22 protein-coding genes and 1 pseudogene are annotated in these 18348 nt (G+C 41.4%); 10 read left to right on the top strand and 13 right to left on the bottom strand.

The window, feature by feature from the left end:
• The first annotated feature begins 99 nt into the window (after window positions 1-99).
• The 10 genes and pseudogenes from IH879_07075 to IH879_07120 all read left to right on the top strand — a co-directional run bounded on the left by IH879_07075 (window position 100) and on the right by IH879_07120 (window position 10984).
• Window positions 100-1250: pseudogene (locus IH879_07075) on the top strand (integrase).
• Between the two features lie 303 nt (window positions 1251-1553).
• Entirely contained in the window at window positions 1554-3950 is a 2397-nt protein-coding gene (locus tag IH879_07080) for an MMPL family transporter (protein MCH7674698.1), read from the top strand.
• 140 nt (window positions 3951-4090) lie between these two features.
• The gene (locus tag IH879_07085) at window positions 4091-5341 is read left to right on the top strand and encodes a DUF3047 domain-containing protein (GenBank protein MCH7674699.1); all 1251 of its coding nucleotides are present in this window, start codon (window positions 4091-4093) and stop codon (window positions 5339-5341) included.
• Window positions 5342-5402: 61 nt separating this feature from the next.
• Window positions 5403-6734 carry a TolC family protein gene (locus IH879_07090; protein MCH7674700.1) on the top strand — a complete coding sequence of 444 codons (1332 nt, stop codon included), beginning with the start codon at window positions 5403-5405 and terminating at the stop codon, window positions 6732-6734.
• Between the two features lie 13 nt (window positions 6735-6747).
• A complete protein-coding gene (locus IH879_07095; GenBank protein ID MCH7674701.1) occupies window positions 6748-7365 on the top strand; it encodes an ABC transporter substrate-binding protein in 618 nt (205 codons plus the stop codon).
• Window positions 7366-7587: 222 nt separating this feature from the next.
• The gene (locus tag IH879_07100; GenBank protein MCH7674702.1) at window positions 7588-8199 is read left to right on the top strand and encodes a ribonuclease HII; all 612 of its coding nucleotides are present in this window, start codon (window positions 7588-7590) and stop codon (window positions 8197-8199) included.
• Between the two features lie 2 nt (window positions 8200-8201).
• On the top strand, window positions 8202-8564 hold the full coding sequence (locus tag IH879_07105) for a YraN family protein (protein ID MCH7674703.1): 363 nt from the start codon (window positions 8202-8204) through the stop codon (window positions 8562-8564).
• Window positions 8565-8589: 25 nt separating this feature from the next.
• On the top strand, window positions 8590-9294 hold the full coding sequence (locus IH879_07110) for an SDR family NAD(P)-dependent oxidoreductase (GenBank protein MCH7674704.1): 705 nt from the start codon (window positions 8590-8592) through the stop codon (window positions 9292-9294).
• Entirely contained in the window at window positions 9291-10310 is a 1020-nt protein-coding gene (moaA, locus tag IH879_07115) for a GTP 3',8-cyclase MoaA (protein ID MCH7674705.1), read from the top strand. The genes IH879_07110 and moaA overlap by 4 nt, the downstream gene beginning before the upstream one ends.
• 86 nt (window positions 10311-10396) lie before the next feature.
• A complete protein-coding gene (locus tag IH879_07120; GenBank protein MCH7674706.1) occupies window positions 10397-10984 on the top strand; it encodes a NifU family protein in 588 nt (195 codons plus the stop codon).
• 2 nt (window positions 10985-10986) lie between these two features.
• Here IH879_07120 and IH879_07125 read toward each other — a convergent pair whose 3' ends face one another.
• The 13 genes from IH879_07125 to IH879_07185 all read right to left on the bottom strand — a co-directional run.
• Window positions 10987-12219 (bottom strand): ATP-grasp domain-containing protein, encoded by a 1233-nt coding sequence (locus IH879_07125; protein ID MCH7674707.1) that lies wholly within the window; start codon window positions 12217-12219, stop codon window positions 10987-10989.
• Between the two features lie 82 nt (window positions 12220-12301).
• Complete coding sequence (locus IH879_07130) at window positions 12302-12988, bottom strand: metal-dependent hydrolase (GenBank protein MCH7674708.1); 687 nt, start codon at window positions 12986-12988, stop codon at window positions 12302-12304.
• Between the two features lie 97 nt (window positions 12989-13085).
• The gene (gene folE / locus IH879_07135) at window positions 13086-13640 is read right to left on the bottom strand and encodes a GTP cyclohydrolase I FolE (GenBank protein MCH7674709.1); all 555 of its coding nucleotides are present in this window, start codon (window positions 13638-13640) and stop codon (window positions 13086-13088) included.
• 140 nt (window positions 13641-13780) lie between these two features.
• Window positions 13781-14725, bottom strand: a complete 945-nt coding sequence (locus IH879_07140) for a TIGR01212 family radical SAM protein (GenBank protein ID MCH7674710.1) — start codon at window positions 14723-14725, stop codon at window positions 13781-13783.
• 99 nt (window positions 14726-14824) lie between these two features.
• Window positions 14825-15334: a DJ-1/PfpI family protein gene (locus IH879_07145; GenBank protein MCH7674711.1), complete on the bottom strand. Its 510-nt coding sequence runs from the start codon at window positions 15332-15334 to the stop codon at window positions 14825-14827.
• Window positions 15335-15511: 177 nt separating this feature from the next.
• Complete coding sequence (locus tag IH879_07150) at window positions 15512-15886, bottom strand: PIN domain-containing protein (protein MCH7674712.1); 375 nt, start codon at window positions 15884-15886, stop codon at window positions 15512-15514.
• On the bottom strand, window positions 15883-16095 hold the full coding sequence (locus IH879_07155) for a DUF2191 domain-containing protein (protein ID MCH7674713.1): 213 nt from the start codon (window positions 16093-16095) through the stop codon (window positions 15883-15885). The genes IH879_07150 and IH879_07155 overlap by 4 nt, the downstream gene beginning before the upstream one ends.
• A gap of 261 nt (window positions 16096-16356) precedes the next feature.
• The gene (locus IH879_07160; GenBank protein MCH7674714.1) at window positions 16357-16686 is read right to left on the bottom strand and encodes a (2Fe-2S) ferredoxin domain-containing protein; all 330 of its coding nucleotides are present in this window, start codon (window positions 16684-16686) and stop codon (window positions 16357-16359) included.
• Entirely contained in the window at window positions 16683-16988 is a 306-nt protein-coding gene (locus IH879_07165) for an MTH1187 family thiamine-binding protein (protein MCH7674715.1), read from the bottom strand. The genes IH879_07160 and IH879_07165 overlap by 4 nt, the downstream gene beginning before the upstream one ends.
• 16 nt (window positions 16989-17004) lie before the next feature.
• Complete coding sequence (locus IH879_07170; protein ID MCH7674716.1) at window positions 17005-17436, bottom strand: molybdenum cofactor biosynthesis protein MoaE; 432 nt, start codon at window positions 17434-17436, stop codon at window positions 17005-17007.
• 1 nt (window position 17437) lies between these two features.
• Window positions 17438-17683: a MoaD/ThiS family protein gene (locus tag IH879_07175; GenBank protein ID MCH7674717.1), complete on the bottom strand. Its 246-nt coding sequence runs from the start codon at window positions 17681-17683 to the stop codon at window positions 17438-17440.
• Between the two features lie 18 nt (window positions 17684-17701).
• Window positions 17702-18151 carry a hypothetical protein gene (locus IH879_07180; protein ID MCH7674718.1) on the bottom strand — a complete coding sequence of 150 codons (450 nt, stop codon included), beginning with the start codon at window positions 18149-18151 and terminating at the stop codon, window positions 17702-17704.
• Between the two features lie 4 nt (window positions 18152-18155).
• Window positions 18156-18348 (bottom strand): hypothetical protein (locus tag IH879_07185; GenBank protein MCH7674719.1); only part of this gene is annotated, 193 nt, incomplete at its 5' end.

Consider the following 18348-nt stretch of genomic DNA (forward strand, 5'->3'; position numbering starts at 1 on the left):
ACGGATTGCCTCATAAAAAATGTTACCGAGGCAAATTGCAAAAGATGACGTTGCTTCGTAATTTATCTAACCCAATCTACCAAAAAGGGAGGATAAATTATGGGTATCCATTCAAAGCGACAGTATCTTCAAACAATTCGCCTGCGGTATAAATATGCCACAAGAAAACAGAAATCCAATATACTCAACGAATTCTGTTCAGTCTGTGGCTATAACAGAAAATATGCTATCTGCTTATTAAATGCAACCGGCACGAAAAAAACCAAAATCAAAAACAAAGCCGGCCGCAGGTCAATCTACGACCATCCGGACATCCTTGAGGTGTTGATGGAAATATGGAAAGAAGCTGAACTGCCTTGCGCCACAAGACTCAAAGAAATCATCCCCGACTGGCTGCCGCATTTTAAGAAATTCATTATCGGTGATGATATCAAAGAGAAACTGACGGGCATGTCAGCTTCAACCATCGACAGACTCATGGCCAAGAGCAGACCGGCGTTTACCAGGCGCGGACTTGCCACAACAAAACCCGGCTCAATTATCCGAAAACAAATCCCCGTCAAAACCAACCAGTGGGATGAATCTATCCCGGGATTTATTGAAGCCGATACCGTCGCTCACTGTGGCACCACAACCGAGGGAAGTTACGTTTTTTCAATCAATTGCGTCGATATCGCCACCGGATGGACGGAGCAAAGAGCCACCTGGGGTAAAGGCGCTCAAGGGACTCTGGAGGCGATTAAAGACATTGAGAAAACCCTGCCCTTCACAATCAAAGGTTTTGATTGCGATACGGTTCGGAGTTCTTAAATTGGCACCTGGTTAGATACTTGACTGAGAGGAAAAAACCAGTCGCTTTCACCAGAGCAAGAGCTTATCATAAAAACGATAATGCTCATGTCGAAGGTAAAAACTGGACACATATCAGGCAAATGCTCGGTTACCAAAGGTTTGACAACCCAAAGCTCACAGATCTACTCAATGAACTCTACACATCAGAATGGAATGATTATTTTAACTTTTTCATCCCTTCTGTTAAACTTATCAGCAAAACCAGGGTTGGCTCAAAAATCAAAAAAATACATGACAAACCTAAAACGCCGTTTCAAAGATTAATTGAATCCAAACATCTTGACACTCAAACCACCGAACAACTGAAACGATATCTTAGAACCCTAAACCCGTTTGATTTACATCAACAAATCAAACTTAAAATCAAACCTATTTTTAAAATCGTATCGCGTGAATAATTTTTTAAAAATTAATAAAAATATTTACGTCTTTGGGTTAGGTTTTTTTATGAGGCAACACGGGGATGTAGATTAAGTGGGTGCCTGTTTGCTCTAGAGTGCTGAAAGCAACTAACCCTCAGCCTTTGCTCGTTAGTTCTGACAGTTTGAAAGAATTGCTTGATATTTCGTCAAAATAAAGTTTTTTGTTTGAAACAAACGTTGCAAGTAATTGTATAAATCCTAAATTTCATATTCTGGTAATATCTGCAAGCACGTTTTTAAAACGACAAAGAGACTTAAGTAAAGTTAAAGGTAAAACCGATGTTAAGATTCTCCGAAAAATATCACCTTGTCTATCGATATTACATTCCCATATTAATTGTCGCTCTCTTTACCAGCGCAATAGGCGGGTATTTTGCTTCAAAATTACCGCTGCAAAGCGATTTAGCCGAACTTTTACCCGACAGCTTTGAAAGCGTAAAAGCTTTGAATCGCATTAAAGATGAAGTTGGGGGAGTGAGTCATCTTCGAATTGCATTGGAGTCTAAAAATTTTGAATTAGCGAAAGCCTTTGCTCACGACCTGGCAGCCAAACTTCAGGAAAGTCCCTTTGTAAAGAATGTGGATTATAAAAATGATGTCGCATTTTACAAAACGAATGCTTTGCTTTTCTTGGAAATGGATGAATTGGATTCTTTGCACACCATTGTCCAAAACAAAATCGATGCAGAGAAACAGAAACTCAATCCGCTCTTCGTTGATGATCTCTTTGGCGATGAAGAGGATAACGAGGCCGAATCCGATTTGATGATTTGGGAAGAAAAGTACCAGGACAAAGAGCCCAAAGAATATTACACCAACGATGACAGTACAATATTGGTTCTGAAGGTCTTTCCTAGCGGCACCAATGCCAGTATTAGTTTCGTGAAGAAAATGCTTAACGAAGTCAAACAAATCGTGGAGTCAACAGATCCGAAGAAATTCGATCCTGACATGCAAGTGCTCTACGCTGGTAGCTTCAAAAATCGTTTAGATCAATACGAGGTCATAAGAAAGGATATTTTTGGCACGGCTTATTTTGGTTTCGGCGGCGTATTTCTATTGCTCGTCCTCTATTTTCGTCGCCTGACCGTCGCTTTTTTAATTACTATAAGCCTGCTTTTTTCTTTAGCCTGGACTTTCGGAGTGACCTATTGGGTGATTGGCAGCTTAAATACCATTACCGGATTTTTATTTGTGATCTTGTTTGGATTAGGAATTGATTACGGCATACATGCGTGTGCCCGTTACATTGAATGTCGAAAAGCGGGTATGACCTTTGAAGATTCTATTGAAAAGCTGGTCTGCCAAACCGGTAAAGCCCTGGCCACCACGGCGGTTACGACGTCTGCTGCGTTCTTTTCTTTAACTCTAATGGATTTCAAAGGGTTCTCTGACTTAGGTTTTATAGCAGGCGTAGGCATGTTATTCGCCCTGGTGGCAATGGTGGTGGTTCTGCCCGCGTTTATTACGCTATTTGAAAAATTGAACTTATTAAGAATAAAACCAGTAGCCGGTAAGAATCAAAACTTTAACCGTCGAGAATTTCAATTCTCAAGGCCAATCTTGATGATTTCAGGTCTCATTACTTTATTTGCTATCTACAGCTTTACCCAGGTTAGCTTTGAATACGATTTTACCGAGCTTCGAGTCGTCACCAAGGATCGCAAAATTATTACTGAGAAAACAAGAGGGGTGTTTAAGCTTTCTGAATCTCCCGCCGTTGTGCTTGCCGATTCAAAAGAAGAAGTGAATGAAATTGTAGATGCTGTTAGAGCAATTATAAAGGGCGATACGCTTTCACCCACCGTTAAGACCGTTAGATCTGTTTTTTCCCTCGTTCCTCAGGATCAACGACAAAAACTAGATAAAATAACCGAGATTCGCACTCTTATTGAAAACGAAGCAGAGGATGTGGTGACCGGTGAAGATAAAGAGCGCTTAGACAAATTAAGGCAATACCTGGAGGTGCGTGAGCCATTTTCATGGGAGGATTTGCCTGAAAAGGACCGGCGCCAGTTCGTCAACAAGAAAGGCGAGGTTGGCAATTTTATTTTTATTTACCCCAGTGTTGCCCTGAGGAACGGTAAGAACGCAATTGAATTTCGCAATGATATTGGAAAATTTACTACTCCCAAAGGGAAAACCGTCCATGCATCTAGTTCCAACATTGTTCTTGCGGATATGCTTACCATTATGATTCGCGAAGGAAGGTTGGCCGCAATTCTGGCATTCTGCGTGGTCTTTCTGCTCGTCTTTCTGGATTTTCGAAATCTCAAGGCAGTTTTGTTTGTTTTAATGCCACTAGCTATAGGTATCCTCTGGATGGGGGTGGTTATGTTTCTTTTTGGTATGAAATTTAACTTGTTCAACATTGTGGTCTTGCCCACGGTTATTGGCATTGGTGTCGATAATGGTGTTCATATTTATCATCGATACAAAGAAGAGGGGCCGGGTTCCCTGTCTCATGTTTTAAGAAATACAGGTTCGGCGATTTCTATGACCACTTTGACAACCATAGTCGGTTATTCCGGACTGATATTAGCACGCCATCCGGGACTTAATTCGATCGGTGATTTGGCTATTATTGGCATAAGCGCCACTTATCTGACGGCTATGGTCGTTCTGCCAGCACTTTTGCAGTTTTTTGAAAAAAGACTACCTGCTTCCTCGAATTAATCAGGAACATTGGGTTGAATCTTCGAGTAATACTAAATGATTTTGAGATTACCTGACTCTGGCTGGCATAATAGAATGGTCTTGATTCATTAGTATCTAAAATGATTCCAAATTAAAGTTACTGAGAAAGGTAGAGCAATTTGAGAAAAACTTTAAGCAAATATGTTATATTAATCCTGACTTCTTTGTTGTTTACTGCGAGTGGCGGCCAGACTTTCGAGAATAGTGATAAGAATGACCCTCAAAAAACAGTCGAGTCTTTTTATGAGCAGTGGACTTCTCTAGAGAATTCTCATTCCTCTAAGGAAAAAGAAGAGAAACAATTGGAAATAGTTAATCAACTTTTCAACCTTTCAAGATTAGCTCCACAAATTGTACAAAAACGCTGGGCTAAATTAAGTTCATTTGAACAAACCTCCTTCCTGAATGCACTCCGCGAATCTATTAAAAATAAGCTCAACCAAGAACTCCGGTCTTCCAACGCAAATACTGAAGAATTTGAATTTAAAGAAAAAGAGATCAAAGAAAACTTCGCAACACTTCGCTATAATGTGAATAAAAAAAATAAAGCGATTGAACTGGTCTTGTATTTGTTAAAGGATGAAGAGGGAGACTGGAAAATCACTAATACGAAGTTTGGTAAAAATAGTTTGCTTCGTTATTATTATGGTTATTGCGATAAATTACTTAAGAAATATTCGATGCCATATTTGATTGGAGAGCTAGGTGAATATGGATATGTTGAATTGGAAAATTTCGAAGCAAGTGATGTAGACAAATTGCCAAAACGATGGAATTGGAAAGATAAAGACAATAAAAAAAATAAACCGTATTATGTAAAGGAAGAAAATGGGAATAAATATTTGGCAGCAAGAGATCAGGGGGAGTCGGTCATTATTGGTAAAGATATCAAATGGAATTTAAAAAAATATCCCTATGTTTCTTTTCGTTGGCGGGTACACGAAATTCCTGAGGGTGCAGATGAGCGATTTAATAAGAAGATTGATAGTGCCGCCGGCGTTTATTTTGTTTTTAAAAAGAAGCTCGGATTTATACCTGAATCGGTTAAGTATGTTTGGAGTTCAACATTACCAGTGGGCTCGGCAATGAGAAGAAGCGGAATTGGCAAACCCTGGATGGTGGTTGCAGAGTCCGGAAAAGAGCACCTCGGTGAATGGCGAACATACGTATTCAATGCATACGAGGCCTATAGAAAGACGTTTGGTGGCAAGCCTCCTGATACCCCGGTCGGGGTCGGAATTCTATCTGACGCAAATTCGATGCGGAAGGTCAATCCGGATGCCGTTGCCTATGCCGATTATGACGACATAAGAGCTCTCAAGCATGCTGATGCTGATTCAGGAGTTAAAGTGCGTTTAAAGGCGGAGTAACGAAAGGGGCCGAATGGTTATAAAGTGCACCGCAATATTTTTGCTAATTCTTTTTTGCTCTTTGAAAATTCTAATTGGCCAGGAAAGTGAAAAGCTGGTCTTGAGCTTGAAAAAATGCGAAGAGCTGGCTTTTAAAAATAATCAAAAAATTCAGGATGCCCAACTGAGTTTAAAAGTCTCAGAAGCCAGGCGAATTCAAGCTTCCCACGCAAAGATTCTTCCGAAGTTTCAGGTGAGAAATGTTTGGGGACCGAGCCCCATAGCTGAGGGCGAACTGGACCCCACGGGCGGTTATGTAATTGCTGAGGATGTTACTACGAGCATACCGGAAGATTTGCGATATTTTACTCAGGTTGACCTGGATCTGATTCAACCGATTTATACATTTGGCAAGTTAAGCGGGCTTTCTACCGCTGCTGAGTTTGGAGTCGAAGCAGGGCAAGCAGGTTTAGAAAAGAGTAAAGAAGATGTGCGTCTTGAAGTTAGAAGACTATATTGGGCTCTCTTATTAGGTAAAGAGCTGCTCGCCGTAATTGAGGACACCAGGAAGGAGATGAATCAGGCCGAAAGTAAGATTCAAGAGTTGCTGGATGAGGGAGCTGAAGAGGTTAGCCAGATTGATTTATTCAAACTTCAAATTGCCCAGTATGAAGTGAATAAAAGAAATCGTGAAACCCTCGATAAGATTGAATTAACCAAATCCGCTTTAAGAATAACGCTGGGTCTTTCTGAAAATACCGACTATGACATTGAAACAGAGTACCTTGACCCCTTAGAGACAGACCTTGACAGTCTTTCGATTTATACGGCAACTGCTTTACAGAATAGACCCGAACTTGCCCAATTGAGGGCGGGTGTTGGTGCACGGAGAGCATTGGTTGGGGTTTCAAAAAGTGATTATTACCCTCAATTCTTCCTGGGAGGACAAATCAAATATAATTTTGCTAAAGATCGATTTGACCCTAAAGGTCACTTTATTTACAATCCCACCAATTTTTTTCGTCCGGGAATTGTGGTAGGATTGAACTGGAATCTAAATTTCGTTCAAACGCGAGATAAGATAAGGCTTGCACAAGCCGAATACACTAAATTATCTCAAAAGGAAGAACCCTTAATTAGCGGTATCAAACTTGAAGTAAAAAAGGCCTATCTGGAAGTGACTCAGGCCGGAACCAATTTTCGAGAAAGTCGTAAGGCGTTAAGAGCAAGTGATAATTGGCTTCGCTCTGAATCTATGGCCTGGGATATTGGAGTGGGTGAAGTGAAGGACTTGATTGATGCATTTAAAGCAAACGGATCTATGCAGGCCGCGCATTTAGAAAACATTTTTAAATATAACGTAGCCTTAGCAAAACTGAGCAAAGCATCCGGAAACGATCTTTACCCAAATTAGCAAGAGTGAAAAAATGAAGGAATCAAAAATGCAATTTAAGAATAAAAATTTATCCATGATAAGTATCTTAATTTTGGTTCAAAGTTTTCAAGTAAGTGGTATTGCAGCAGTCGAAGAATCTCCCGTAGAAATCATCAAGAACCGAAACAAAACGGTTGAGGAAATCATTGGTAACAAAGATGAAGTCAAAGGCGAAACTAAGGAAAGATTAAAAGATATAATAAACTCTTTTATGGACTTTAACGAGCTTTCGAGACTTGCGTTAGGTAAATACTGGAAGGAACGAACGAAACAGGAAAAGAGAGATTTTGCAAATGTTTTTCAGCAGCTTATCAGGAACTCATCGGTGAAAAAATTAGAGATTTATCGGGCAGATAGGATGGTTTATGAAGAGCCGGAAATAAACGGCTCAAAAGCCAAAGTAACGACTATCGCCTATAAAAAGCGAAAACAATTCGAGATTACATACAAGATGCATAAGGTAGACAATGAGTGGAAAACATACGACATGGAAATTGACGGAGTAAGTACAGCAAGAAGTTATCGTGATTCTTTCTACAAACAAATTGCTAAGACCTCCTATAAGGAGATGTATGATAAATTGGTTAAAAGGTTAGAAAATCAGAAATAAAATAACCTCATAAAAAAGATCATTATCCGAAGCCATCATAGAGGGCGTTTTTTGATGGCTTTTTTTTATTGTACAAATGGGACTATTATTTCACCCAACACAATCTTGACATTCGCATTCGGTTTGGTTAGATTAAATAATTAATTAGTCGTTCAAAGGTTCTATTTGAAAAATCCTTTCCAAAGAGATTTAAATACTGAGGAACGTAAGAGAATCCGAAAAATGCTGCGATACGAGAGGAACCTTTGGAATGAAGGCAAAAAATATGTTGCCGGATTGGATGAAGCCGGCCGCGGCCCGTTAGCCGGACCGGTTGTTGCCGCCGCAGTTGTTTTTTATGAAAATCCGCAAATCTCGATGATCAATGATTCTAAGAAATTGACCGAAGAGATTCGTGAGTACTTGTTTGATCTGATTTTAAATGAAACCCTTTGTGGAATCGGCGCTGCCGAAGTGGGGGAGATCGATCGCATTAATATTTATCAGGCGTCATTTCTGGCTATGGATCGAGCTTTGGAAAACTTGGATACACAGCCGGAGCATTTGCTTGTTGATGGCAGGGCGTTTCCAAGAAATGATATACCATTTACGACGATTGTAAAAGGAGACAGTATCAGCTATTCTGTCGCTGCTGCTTCAATATTGGCCAAAGTAACCCGTGATAGAATGATGCGTGAATACGATCAGGAATTTCCTCAATATGGGTTTGCGAATCACAAAGGGTATGCGACCCGTGAGCATTTAGATGCAATTGAGGAATTTGGTTATTGTCCTATTCACCGGCGCTCTTTTCATCCGAAAAGATTTCAGTTAGAACTCGATTTTAGTGATTGAAAATGACTCGCTCACGCAAAAATGTTGGTAATCTTGGTGAAGACATCGCCGCGAAATTTCTCCAAGAAAAAGCCTATGATATTGTCCAACGTAATTATCGATGGGCACGAGGAGAAATAGATATTATTGCCAGGCAGGATAACATTTTGGTTTTTGTAGAGGTTAAAACCGCACGGGGAAATTCATTTGGTCCACCTGAGAACTGGGTCGATCAGCGCAAACAAGAGCAAATTGGCAGGGTCGCAGAAAAATATTTGCAAGATAATGAAATAAACGGAATGGACTGCAGGTTCGATGTCATTGCGGTTGAGCTGCAAGGTTCGAAACATCAAATCCGGCATATTGAAAATGCGTTTTGGCTTTAAGACTTAAAACACAGGATTCAATAAAATGGAGATTAAGAACAAAGTTGCGGTGGTTACCGGTGCGGGAAAAGGCATTGGCCGGGCGACTGCTTTAGCTCTGGCGAAAGATGGCGCTAATGTTGTAATCGCATCGCGCACCATGTCGGATTTACAAAGTTTGGCCCGGGAGATCGGTAATGTGGGAAGAAAAGCGCTGCCGGTTGAAGCAGACCTAACCCGTGAAAGTCATGTTAAGACAATCATACAAAAAACTGTTGATAATTTCGGTGGTTTGGACATACTGGTAAACAATGCAGGGATTGGCCTGTTTGGTCGTGTCGAAGAATTTTCCACTCAAGACTGGGATCAAATGTTCGAAGTGAATATGCGTGGCCTGTTTCTTTGCACGCGAGAAGCCTTGCCCTATTTAAAAAAGAAAAACGAAAGTTTTATAATAAATGTAGCATCTCTAGCAGGAAAGAATTCGTTTGTAGGTGGCGCCGGGTATGCAGCTACAAAGTGGGGTGTGCTTGGATTTTCGAAATGTTTAATGTTGGAAGAAAGAGATGCAGGTGTGCGAGTGCTGGCCATTTGCCCCGGTTCAGTAGACACGCATTTTTTTAGACACTCCCAAACGAAAAAAGACACCATTTTAAAAGCGGATGATGTCTCTCACACAATTGTCGAAGCGATTAAGCTGCCCCAAAGGGCAATGGTTAGTGAAATTGATATCAGGCCCACTAATCCATAAACTTTATGATAATAGATAAACTCAACAGACCCGTGCGGGATCTGCGTATTTCGGTAACGGATAAATGTAACTTTAGATGTCATTATTGCATGCCGGAAGAAATATTCGGGCACAAGTACGAGTTCTTGTCCAAAGATAAAATCCTGACATTTGAGGAAACAACTCGTCTGGTCAAATTATTTGTTCAGTTGGGCGTTCATAAAATAAGAATAACCGGTGGAGAGCCGCTCTTGCGTCAGGAGTTAGATGTACTGGTGCAAATGCTTTCGAAGGTTTCCGGCATCGACGACATTGCTTTGACAACCAATGGTTATTTTTTAAAAGAAAAAGCTAAGATTTTAAAAGATGCTGGCCTGAAAAGGCTAACCATAAGTTTGGATACTTTAGATCCTGAATTATTTAAGAAGATGGCCGGTCGGCATTTGGAATTACATCGGGTTTTGGAGGGCATTGATCATGCTGCCGAATTGGAGTTTTTTCCAATAAAAATTAATACCGTTCTTCAGAGAGACGTCAACGACCAAGAAATTTTGAAGTTGTCAGCCTTTGCTAAAAACAATGGCCACATTATCCGGTTTATTGAATACATGGATGTCGGTAATCTTAATGGTTGGAGAATGGACGATGTTGTCTCGGCACAGGAAATCATCGAAGTCATTTCTTCTAAATGGTCTATTGAGCCAATTGATAAAAATTATAAAGGCGAAGTTGCAAATCGTTATAGATATCTCGACGGAAGCGGTGAGTTTGGCATAATAGCATCAGTCACGCAACCCTTTTGCGGTGATTGCACACGTGCACGACTTTCAGCAGACGGTAAAATTTATACCTGCCTTTTTGCAAACACGGGGTTTGATGTCATGACCCCAATGAGAGAGGGGGCTTCGGAGAAAGAATTGTTTGAGATGCTGCAATCCCTTTGGTTGGAACGAATAGATCGTTATTCTGAAGAGAGGCTTTCTTCTACCGACACTTCGTCGGAAAGAAAAGTCGAAATGTATCAAATTGGCGGATAAGTTTTAAAATATAGATCAAATTATGCTTGCTTTTTGAAAGATAAAAATGTATTATCTCGCGTAGATCTTTTTAAGAAGAGGATATTATGATAACAATTACCGACAATGCAAAGCAAAAATTTCTTTCAATATTAGAAACTGAAAATCGACCGGGCTGCGGAATGCGAGTCACTGCACAAAGAGGGATGTCTCCCCTTGCAGTTGATTACGGAATTGCTTTTGTAGAGCCCGGACAAGAGAATGCTGAAGAAGAGGTCATGGATACTGGGGAATTCAAAGTTTACATTGATTCACAGAGCGCTCCTTTGGCTAAAGGCGCGACAGTTGATTATGTTTCCGGGTTAAACGAAAGTGGTTTTAAAATTACCAATCCAAAAACAGCGGCGGCTCCGAACCCAACAGGACCTGTCGCGGAGAAAGTCCAGCAAATAATTGACTCAAAAGTCAATCCGGGTGTGGCCTCGCACGGCGGTCATGTTTCACTCGTTGACGTGAAAGAGAATATCGCCTATCTAAAGTTTGGCGGCGGCTGCCAGGGTTGCGGAATGGTCGATGTGACCTTAAAACAGGGCGTTGAAGTGATGCTCAAGGAAGCCATTCCGGAGCTTAAAGGTGTGATGGATGTAACTGACCACGCGGGTGGTCAAAATCCGTATTATCAGCCGGAGAAGTAACGTTATTCGATCACAAATTCCAATCGTTCGTGAGCCTCTTTCAGTGTCTCTTCAACTACTTCCGGCTTTTCACTCCGCGAAAAAATAAATCCAAAATATTTATTCCCTTCAGGTAGCGGTACAACCTTCTGACTAATGGGGATAGTTATTTTTATCTCTTCGATTCCTTTTACAGACTGTGCCTGTTTCAAACCAAGGATCTCTTTTAATATGCCGAGTTTCGGAATCGGAATCATCATCACGCCCGCCGCTTGTTTTTCTCTGTTGAACTCTTCTATTTTTTCACCAATTGCATGACGGAGAATAAGCTCTTCCAAGGTAATGTCTCCATCAAATCTGAGGGTCTTCGAACACAAACCGCCGATTGACCGGGCGGCAATTTCAATTAACCAAACGCCATCTTGATTAATTCGCAGCTCAGCATGAACCGCACCATGCTTAATTCCCATCGCCTGCGAAGCTTGCACGATAGTATTTTCCAATTGTTGTTGCATTTTTGGCGGATGTCTTGATGGCGTTACATAAATAGTTTCTTCAAAATAAGGCCCGTTTAGCGGGTCGGGTTTATCGAAGATGGCAAGAATTTTTAACTTACCCTCAGTAAAAATACCTTCAACAGCGACTTCATCTCCGGGGATGAATGTTTCGATCATAATGTTCTGACTTAATTTTGGGTCGAGTTTGATAATTTCCGAGTTAGCTAAAATCTTCTTAATCCTTTTAAAGGCGGAAACAAATTCTCCAAAATTGTTAACTCGAATGACGCCGCGGCTGCTCGAAAGGAATAACGGTTTAAGTACACCCGGGTAGTCCATCTTTTCTGCCAACTCTTCGGGTTCCTCATGAGTTGAAAAAACCGTGTAATCCGGGGAAGGAAGATCCGCTTTGTTAAGAATTGCACGCATTCGCTGTTTCTCCCGGGCTGCGATGACGGATTCAGAAGAATTGTGAGGTAGCCCCAAAGCTTCAGCAGCCAAAGAGCCAATTACCGCTGTATCTTCATCGACAGGGATGATTGCATTCAGCGGGTGTTTTTTTGCAAATTCGACAATCCTTTGGGTCGCCTTTTCTGGAGAGGAAAAATCAAGAGTCAGGGTTCTGTCCGGCGTGAAGACTTCCAAGGCTTGTTTTCGCTCCGAGCCCACTACCGCATCAATATTGAGTTTTTCTGCAGCAGCTAAAAAAGCGCTTGCCCGGTAAGTTTTGGTAGGCATGAGAAAAAGAACGCGAGGCATATTTGATGTTTTTAAAATGAAATCAAAAATGCCCGAGCAAATCAAAAAAGTTCACCGGGCACCCAAAGCTTACGGAAAAAATCTAAACAGTTAATTCTTCACCAACTGCTAAAACCTGAGCTTTCATTCCGCTGGATTCAATTTTCCGCACAAATTCCTGCGGTTCCACATCGATAACGTCAAACGTTTTGTAGTGCATGGGGATGGCCAGTCTGGGATTCAAAAACTCGACCGCTTTTACTGCATCATCAATTCCCATTGTAAAATTATCGCCGATAGGTAAAAGGGCCACATCAATTGAATTCATTTCGCCGATTAGTTTCATGTCGTAAAAAAGCCCGGTGTCGCCTGCATGGTAAATCGTTTTTCCTTCAACCGTGATAAGCGCTCCGGCCGGATTCCCCATGTAAATCATTTGGCCATTGGATTCATACCCTGAACCATGATGAGCAATTGTTAGCTTAATCCGGCCAAATGGAAACTTATGGGCACCGCCGATATGCATTGGGTGTGCTGTTAATCCTTGCGAACCACACCAACTTGCGATTTCATAATTCGAAATGACCGTGGCGTTGTTACCCTTTGCAATTTCTACCGTGTCGCCAACATGATCGCCGTGACCGTGAGTCAGTAAAATATAGTCGCATTTGATTTCTTCGGGTTTTAAAGTGGCTAAAGGATTTCCAGTTAAAAAGGGATCAATTAGAATTCTTATCCCATTAGTTTCCAAAAGAAAAGCCGCATGACTTAAAAAAGTGAGTTTAGCCATTTGTTCCTCCTGTTTGTAGTTCCGTTTGTAGTTCAGCCTTCAGGCTGGAATCAAGCTAAAGCTTGAACTGCTTGAACTACAAACTAACTACGAACTATTATGCGTACCTCTGCGCCTTAATCAAGTGCATAAACTCATCTCGTGTGCTTTGATTATCTCGGAAGACGCCCAACATGGCGCTTGTGGTTACTACCGTGCTCTGTTTTTGAACGCCTCTCATCATCATACACAAATGCCGGGCTTCGACCACCACACCGACGCCCTGCGGTTCGAGACATTCCATTAAAATGTCCGCGATTTGGAAAGTCAGTCTTTCCTGTACCTGCAGGCGCTTTGCGAAAGCATCGACAATTCTCGGAATTTTACTCAGTCCAACAACTTTTCCGTTAGGCATGTAGCCGACGTGGCATTTTCCATAAAAAGGCAGCATGTGGTGTTCGCATAGACTATAAAGCTCGATGTCTTTCACGATAACCATCTCATCATATTTTTCATAAAAAAGCGCATCATTTATGATTTTACAGACGTCCTGATTGTAACCGCTGGTCAGAAATTTGTATGACTTTTCAACCCGAATCGGGGTCCTCTTGAGCCCTTCCCGATCGGGATCCTCGCCGATTTCCTTTAATAAAGTTCTGATTAAATCTTGCATTTATTTTATGACTCCTTAATTTCCTGAAGAAACAATCGAAATGAGTGAAAGCGCAATCAAGACTCCCACTACTGCTATAGTTAAAAGAACCAAATGTTTTTTTGCTTTGCTTTTCTTTTGCTCATCCATTTTTATTTGACCTATGCCGGCTCAAGAACCGGTTGCTTAAAAAGTTTGCCCTGGTAAGTACCACGGCGTTTCAGTTCCTGCTGAACAGCGTAAATAATTTTTGCGCTATCTCTGCACCACTGCGGCTCTATGAGCAGCTTTTTAGGTGCGTCACCTGACAATCTTTCGACAATGAATTGAGGATTAAGGCGTTCCAGAAATCGGCAAACCATGTCCACCCATTCTTTAAATGTGAAGATATGGAAGGGATTCTTTAAATACTCCTTAGCCAATTCTGTGTAACGAACGATATGAAGGTTATGAATCTTGATGAAATTCAGCGGCAGCTTTGAGATTTCCTCTGCAGTTTTCAACATCTGTTTTTCTGTCTCAGATGGAAACCCTAAAATCACATGAGAGCAAACGTGAATCCCTCGCCCGGCCGTTTTTTTGATCCCTGTCTTAGTGCAATTATAATCGTGGCCCCGGTTAATTAGACGAAGCGTTTCGTCATGTACGGATTCGATGCCATATTCGATAGTGACGAAAGTGTGTTGGCTAAGGTCCTCAAAATACGCCAGCTTTTCGTCGTCGATACAGTCTGGCCGGGTACCGATAGAAATGCCGACAACTTCGGGGTGCTCTAATGCTTCTTCATAGAGTTTTTTCAAATGGTCTAACGGAGCGTAGGTATTTGAGTAGGGTTGAAAATATACCATGAAAGCTTTAACGTCATGCCGTGTTTTCCAATAGTCAATTCCTGTGCGTACTTGTTCTTTAATAGGGATTCTTGCGCGGGCGGCTTCGGGCGTGAAGCTGTCGATGTTGCAGTAGGTGCACCCGCCATATGCCACTGTGCCGTCACGATTCGGACAAGTGAAGCCGGCGTGCACCGCGATTTTTTGAACCCGCTGGCCGAATGTTTCTTTTAAAAATTTACTGTATGAATTGTAAGGAATGTCAGGGAATTTCATCATTTTAGAAAGGAGTGCAATGCTTTAGCATTGCGCCGTCCATAAGAGAAAAGAAAAAATGACAACCTTCTGAGTTTTTCGACAGCAAGATCCCATGTTGCCTTATTTAATCGCTTGAGTCAAAGCCTGCGCAAACTCTTTGGCTGCATTGGCTCCGCAGCTTGTAATTATATTTCCGTCCACTTCGATTTTTTTGCCGGTATATTCCGCTCCCTGAACTTGGAGTTTTTCATAAACTGTCACGTGGCTGGTCGCACGTTTGCCTTTCAACAAGCCGGCAACGGCCAGGGTCACGACAGCATGCGAACTGGCTCCAACGACTTTCCCGCTGTCGTTAGCGGACTGTGCAATCTCATGAGCTTTAATATCGTGCCAGTACTGACTTGAACCGGTACCACCGATAAAAATCACGGCATCGTAGTCTTCCGGGTTAACATCATCGATGAGCAAATCCGGGTTTAATTTTAATCCCTGGCTCCCTGCCGCGCCGTTCTTAAGGGTAGACGCGATGGTGATTTTCGCGCCACTATTTTCTAAAGCACTACGGGCAGCAGTATATTCTTCATCCCGAAAATTATTGTGAGCGAGCACCATCAAAACAGATTTTGCCATATCTCCTCCAATTATAATTTGAGATCTTTTTTATACCTAAATACCCGTTGGCATTGGCTTTTGGTCTTTGGCTTTCGATTTTTCAAAATTTATGTCGTGAATATTATTTCACCTGTTAGGTGATTTACAATAACCATTTTAGCGTAAACAAAGGGAGACAACTTATACTTTTAGGCGCTATGAAAACCTATCTTCTTTTGTTAAAATTGATAACAATTTTTTATCCAAACTCCAAACCTGGCTTTTTGTTTCTTTTGCATACATTAAAATAGCACAATCAATTAGTCCGACACCTTTAATGAGCCATTTACTTCGACCAGATTCTATACCTGCTTTAAAGAAAATCCCATCCATAGAGTATTTTGGTAAATTATGCCAATATTCAGATATTATATCACGTTCCCGTTTTTCTCTGGCGCCCTGCATCAATTCTGCAAATACACATTCAACTGCAAGCACTTGTCCATTCTCCAGTAGTCCCTGCATGCGCGAGAACACAGGTTCACTTGCCTTCAAAAAGTCAATCCAAATTGACGTATCAATAACAATCACTGTCTGTTAATTTTTCTTACAGAGGAGCCACTAAATCCTTTTTTGAAAACAAGAGGAGTCTGAGCAATTTGGGTATTTAAAGATTTAATTTTTTGAATAGATACCCATTCGGATAGTGCTTTTATCAAGGAGTCGGTGATATTTTTCCCCCGGGTCAATTGCTTAACATCAGCTACTAAGTCGTCGGGTATAATTGCGGTTACTTTCATGGTCTAATTATACGATATTGCGTCGTATTTGTCAACTGTTTTCTGAATTTTCTAACCAGTGATTGTACAGTTTCTGGATAACTTCCCCAAGATTACAATTTTTTCATTGTACTCACAAGCAAAATGTACTATCCACCAGACAAGCTAACTGTTCAACACCTACGTAGCATAATAAGGGGAAATCGGATAACATCTGATGCTTGGTATATCTTGGCAATTGAAAAGATTGTGCTCCCGAATTCCTATTCGAAACGAGTGACTTCATTTAGATAAAATATCATCCTGCGGTTCTAAAAGCCGATTTACAGGTTTACCTTGAATTATATGCGTCTCTACAATTTCCGAAACATCATCAGTGGTGACTTTTTTGTACCAGGTTCCTTCAGGATAAACCACCATAATTGGGCCTTCCTCGCAAGGCCCCAAGCAGTCGCATCCGGTGATTTTGACTTCATTTAATAAGCCTCGTTTTTCTACTTCCTCTTGCAGCAGCCTCAAAATTTGATTGGAATTCTGAGGCCCACAGGAAGGTTTTGCAAAGGGTGGCCTTGCGTTTGTACAAACAAAAAAGTGTCGTCTGAATTTACTCACTTCTTAAATTCCATCTCAGCCTTTTCTTCCACTGCCCGAATTTTGTCATCAAAAGAAATATCACCGCTTTTCAGGTCATCAATTTTGATTTGTGTCGTCACCCGGTCAAAGTCTTCACGCACAGCTTCATGGCATTTTTTGGCTACATCCATGACTTCTTTCCATTCACCTTTGATCAGCGTGCCCATGGGCGTGAGCTTATACTCCAAACCACTTTCGTGGATAATTTTTACGGCCTTGGCAATAGGTTTGCTTAAATGTTGGTCATCACTAATTGGCATGATACTGAGTTGCACCATCATTTTTGAACTTCCCTCCTCATTGCGTTATCCCGGGGTCGGGCACTGTGCCCTCTACCCAGGCTTCTCCATCTACAAACTGTTCTTTCTTCCAAATCGGGACCGTTTCTTTCAAGGTATCGATTGCAAATTGGCACGCTTCGAAGGCTTCTTTCCGGTGCGGACAGGCGACCGCAATTGCTACGCTGATTTCTCCAAGCTCTAACTTACCTGTTCGGTGAACCATGGTGATCTTTTGAACGGGCCAACGTTTTTTGATTTCATCTTCAATTTCTTGCATTTTTTTGTGCGCCATCTCGGAATAGGCTTCATAGGCCATTCCAGTCACCTGATGCCCGTTGGCGTGATCCCGCACTCGTCCTAAAAACAAAACAACCGCACCTGTCGAATGATCCTCGACTTTGTTTAAGATTTTATCGACGCTGATTTTTTCAGTTATCAATTCAACCATGTTATCCGCCGCTTATTGGTGGGAGCAGACTCACTTCATTTCCTTCATTCAGAACCGTATCTTTAGAGGCGTACTCATTATCAATTGAAAAGCTCACAACTTTCAAGTGCTGCCGCATATTTGGAAACCGTTCCCCCACCAGCCAAACTAAATCGCCGATTTTAGTTCCTTTTTTTACTTCAATGTCTGTTTCATCACATTTAGCGAGTTCACGAAGCTGGCCGAAGAATCTGAGTGTTATTTTCATTGTCTCACCAACTGATTTTTATGCGGTCATGGCTTGCTTTTCTTTCTCTTCTTTTTCAACTAAAGACAGGGCGAGGTTGTGATCAAATCCACGATGTGTCGGGTCTTCTTCAAATCCGCGATAAACCGCCCGACAGTGATAGCAAATTGTCACCGTTTTAAGCACCTGGTACAAAATAAAATCAATGAGCGTTGCGACAAATAAGCTAATGAAATAAGTATGATAGCTGAAAATTACACCAATGATAAAAATTAGAATACCTAAGCGCGGGTTAAAATCTTTCTGCACGTAAAACCGAATTTTGTCACAAAGAACGCAGCGGTCGACCTTGCCGCCGGCCTGCATACTTTTGGTCAATGTTTTTTTGGTTTCATGGTCGCAGTGACAACATTTTATCACGGTAGTCTCTTCTAAAAGCTCCGTTAGATTGTCTTTCTCGCATTGCTCACAAACAAATTCAACTGTCATGGTTTTAATTCCAGCTTGGGTCCTCAGGGATGTATTTTACGTTTTTAGAGATTTTTAATATTTTAAGCTGTTCTTGCAGCAGTTTCTTTAAGCGATCATAACGCTGTTCTAATGTGTCGATTTGTAGAAGTTCTTGCTTTTGCTGCGTTGGAAAATCAAGAGCGCTCGTAACCTGGTTTATGACGGATTCTAAAGAA

Source organism: candidate division KSB1 bacterium (genome assembly GCA_022562085.1).
Taxonomy (GTDB): Bacteria; Zhuqueibacterota; Zhuqueibacteria; order Oceanimicrobiales; family Oceanimicrobiaceae; genus Oceanimicrobium.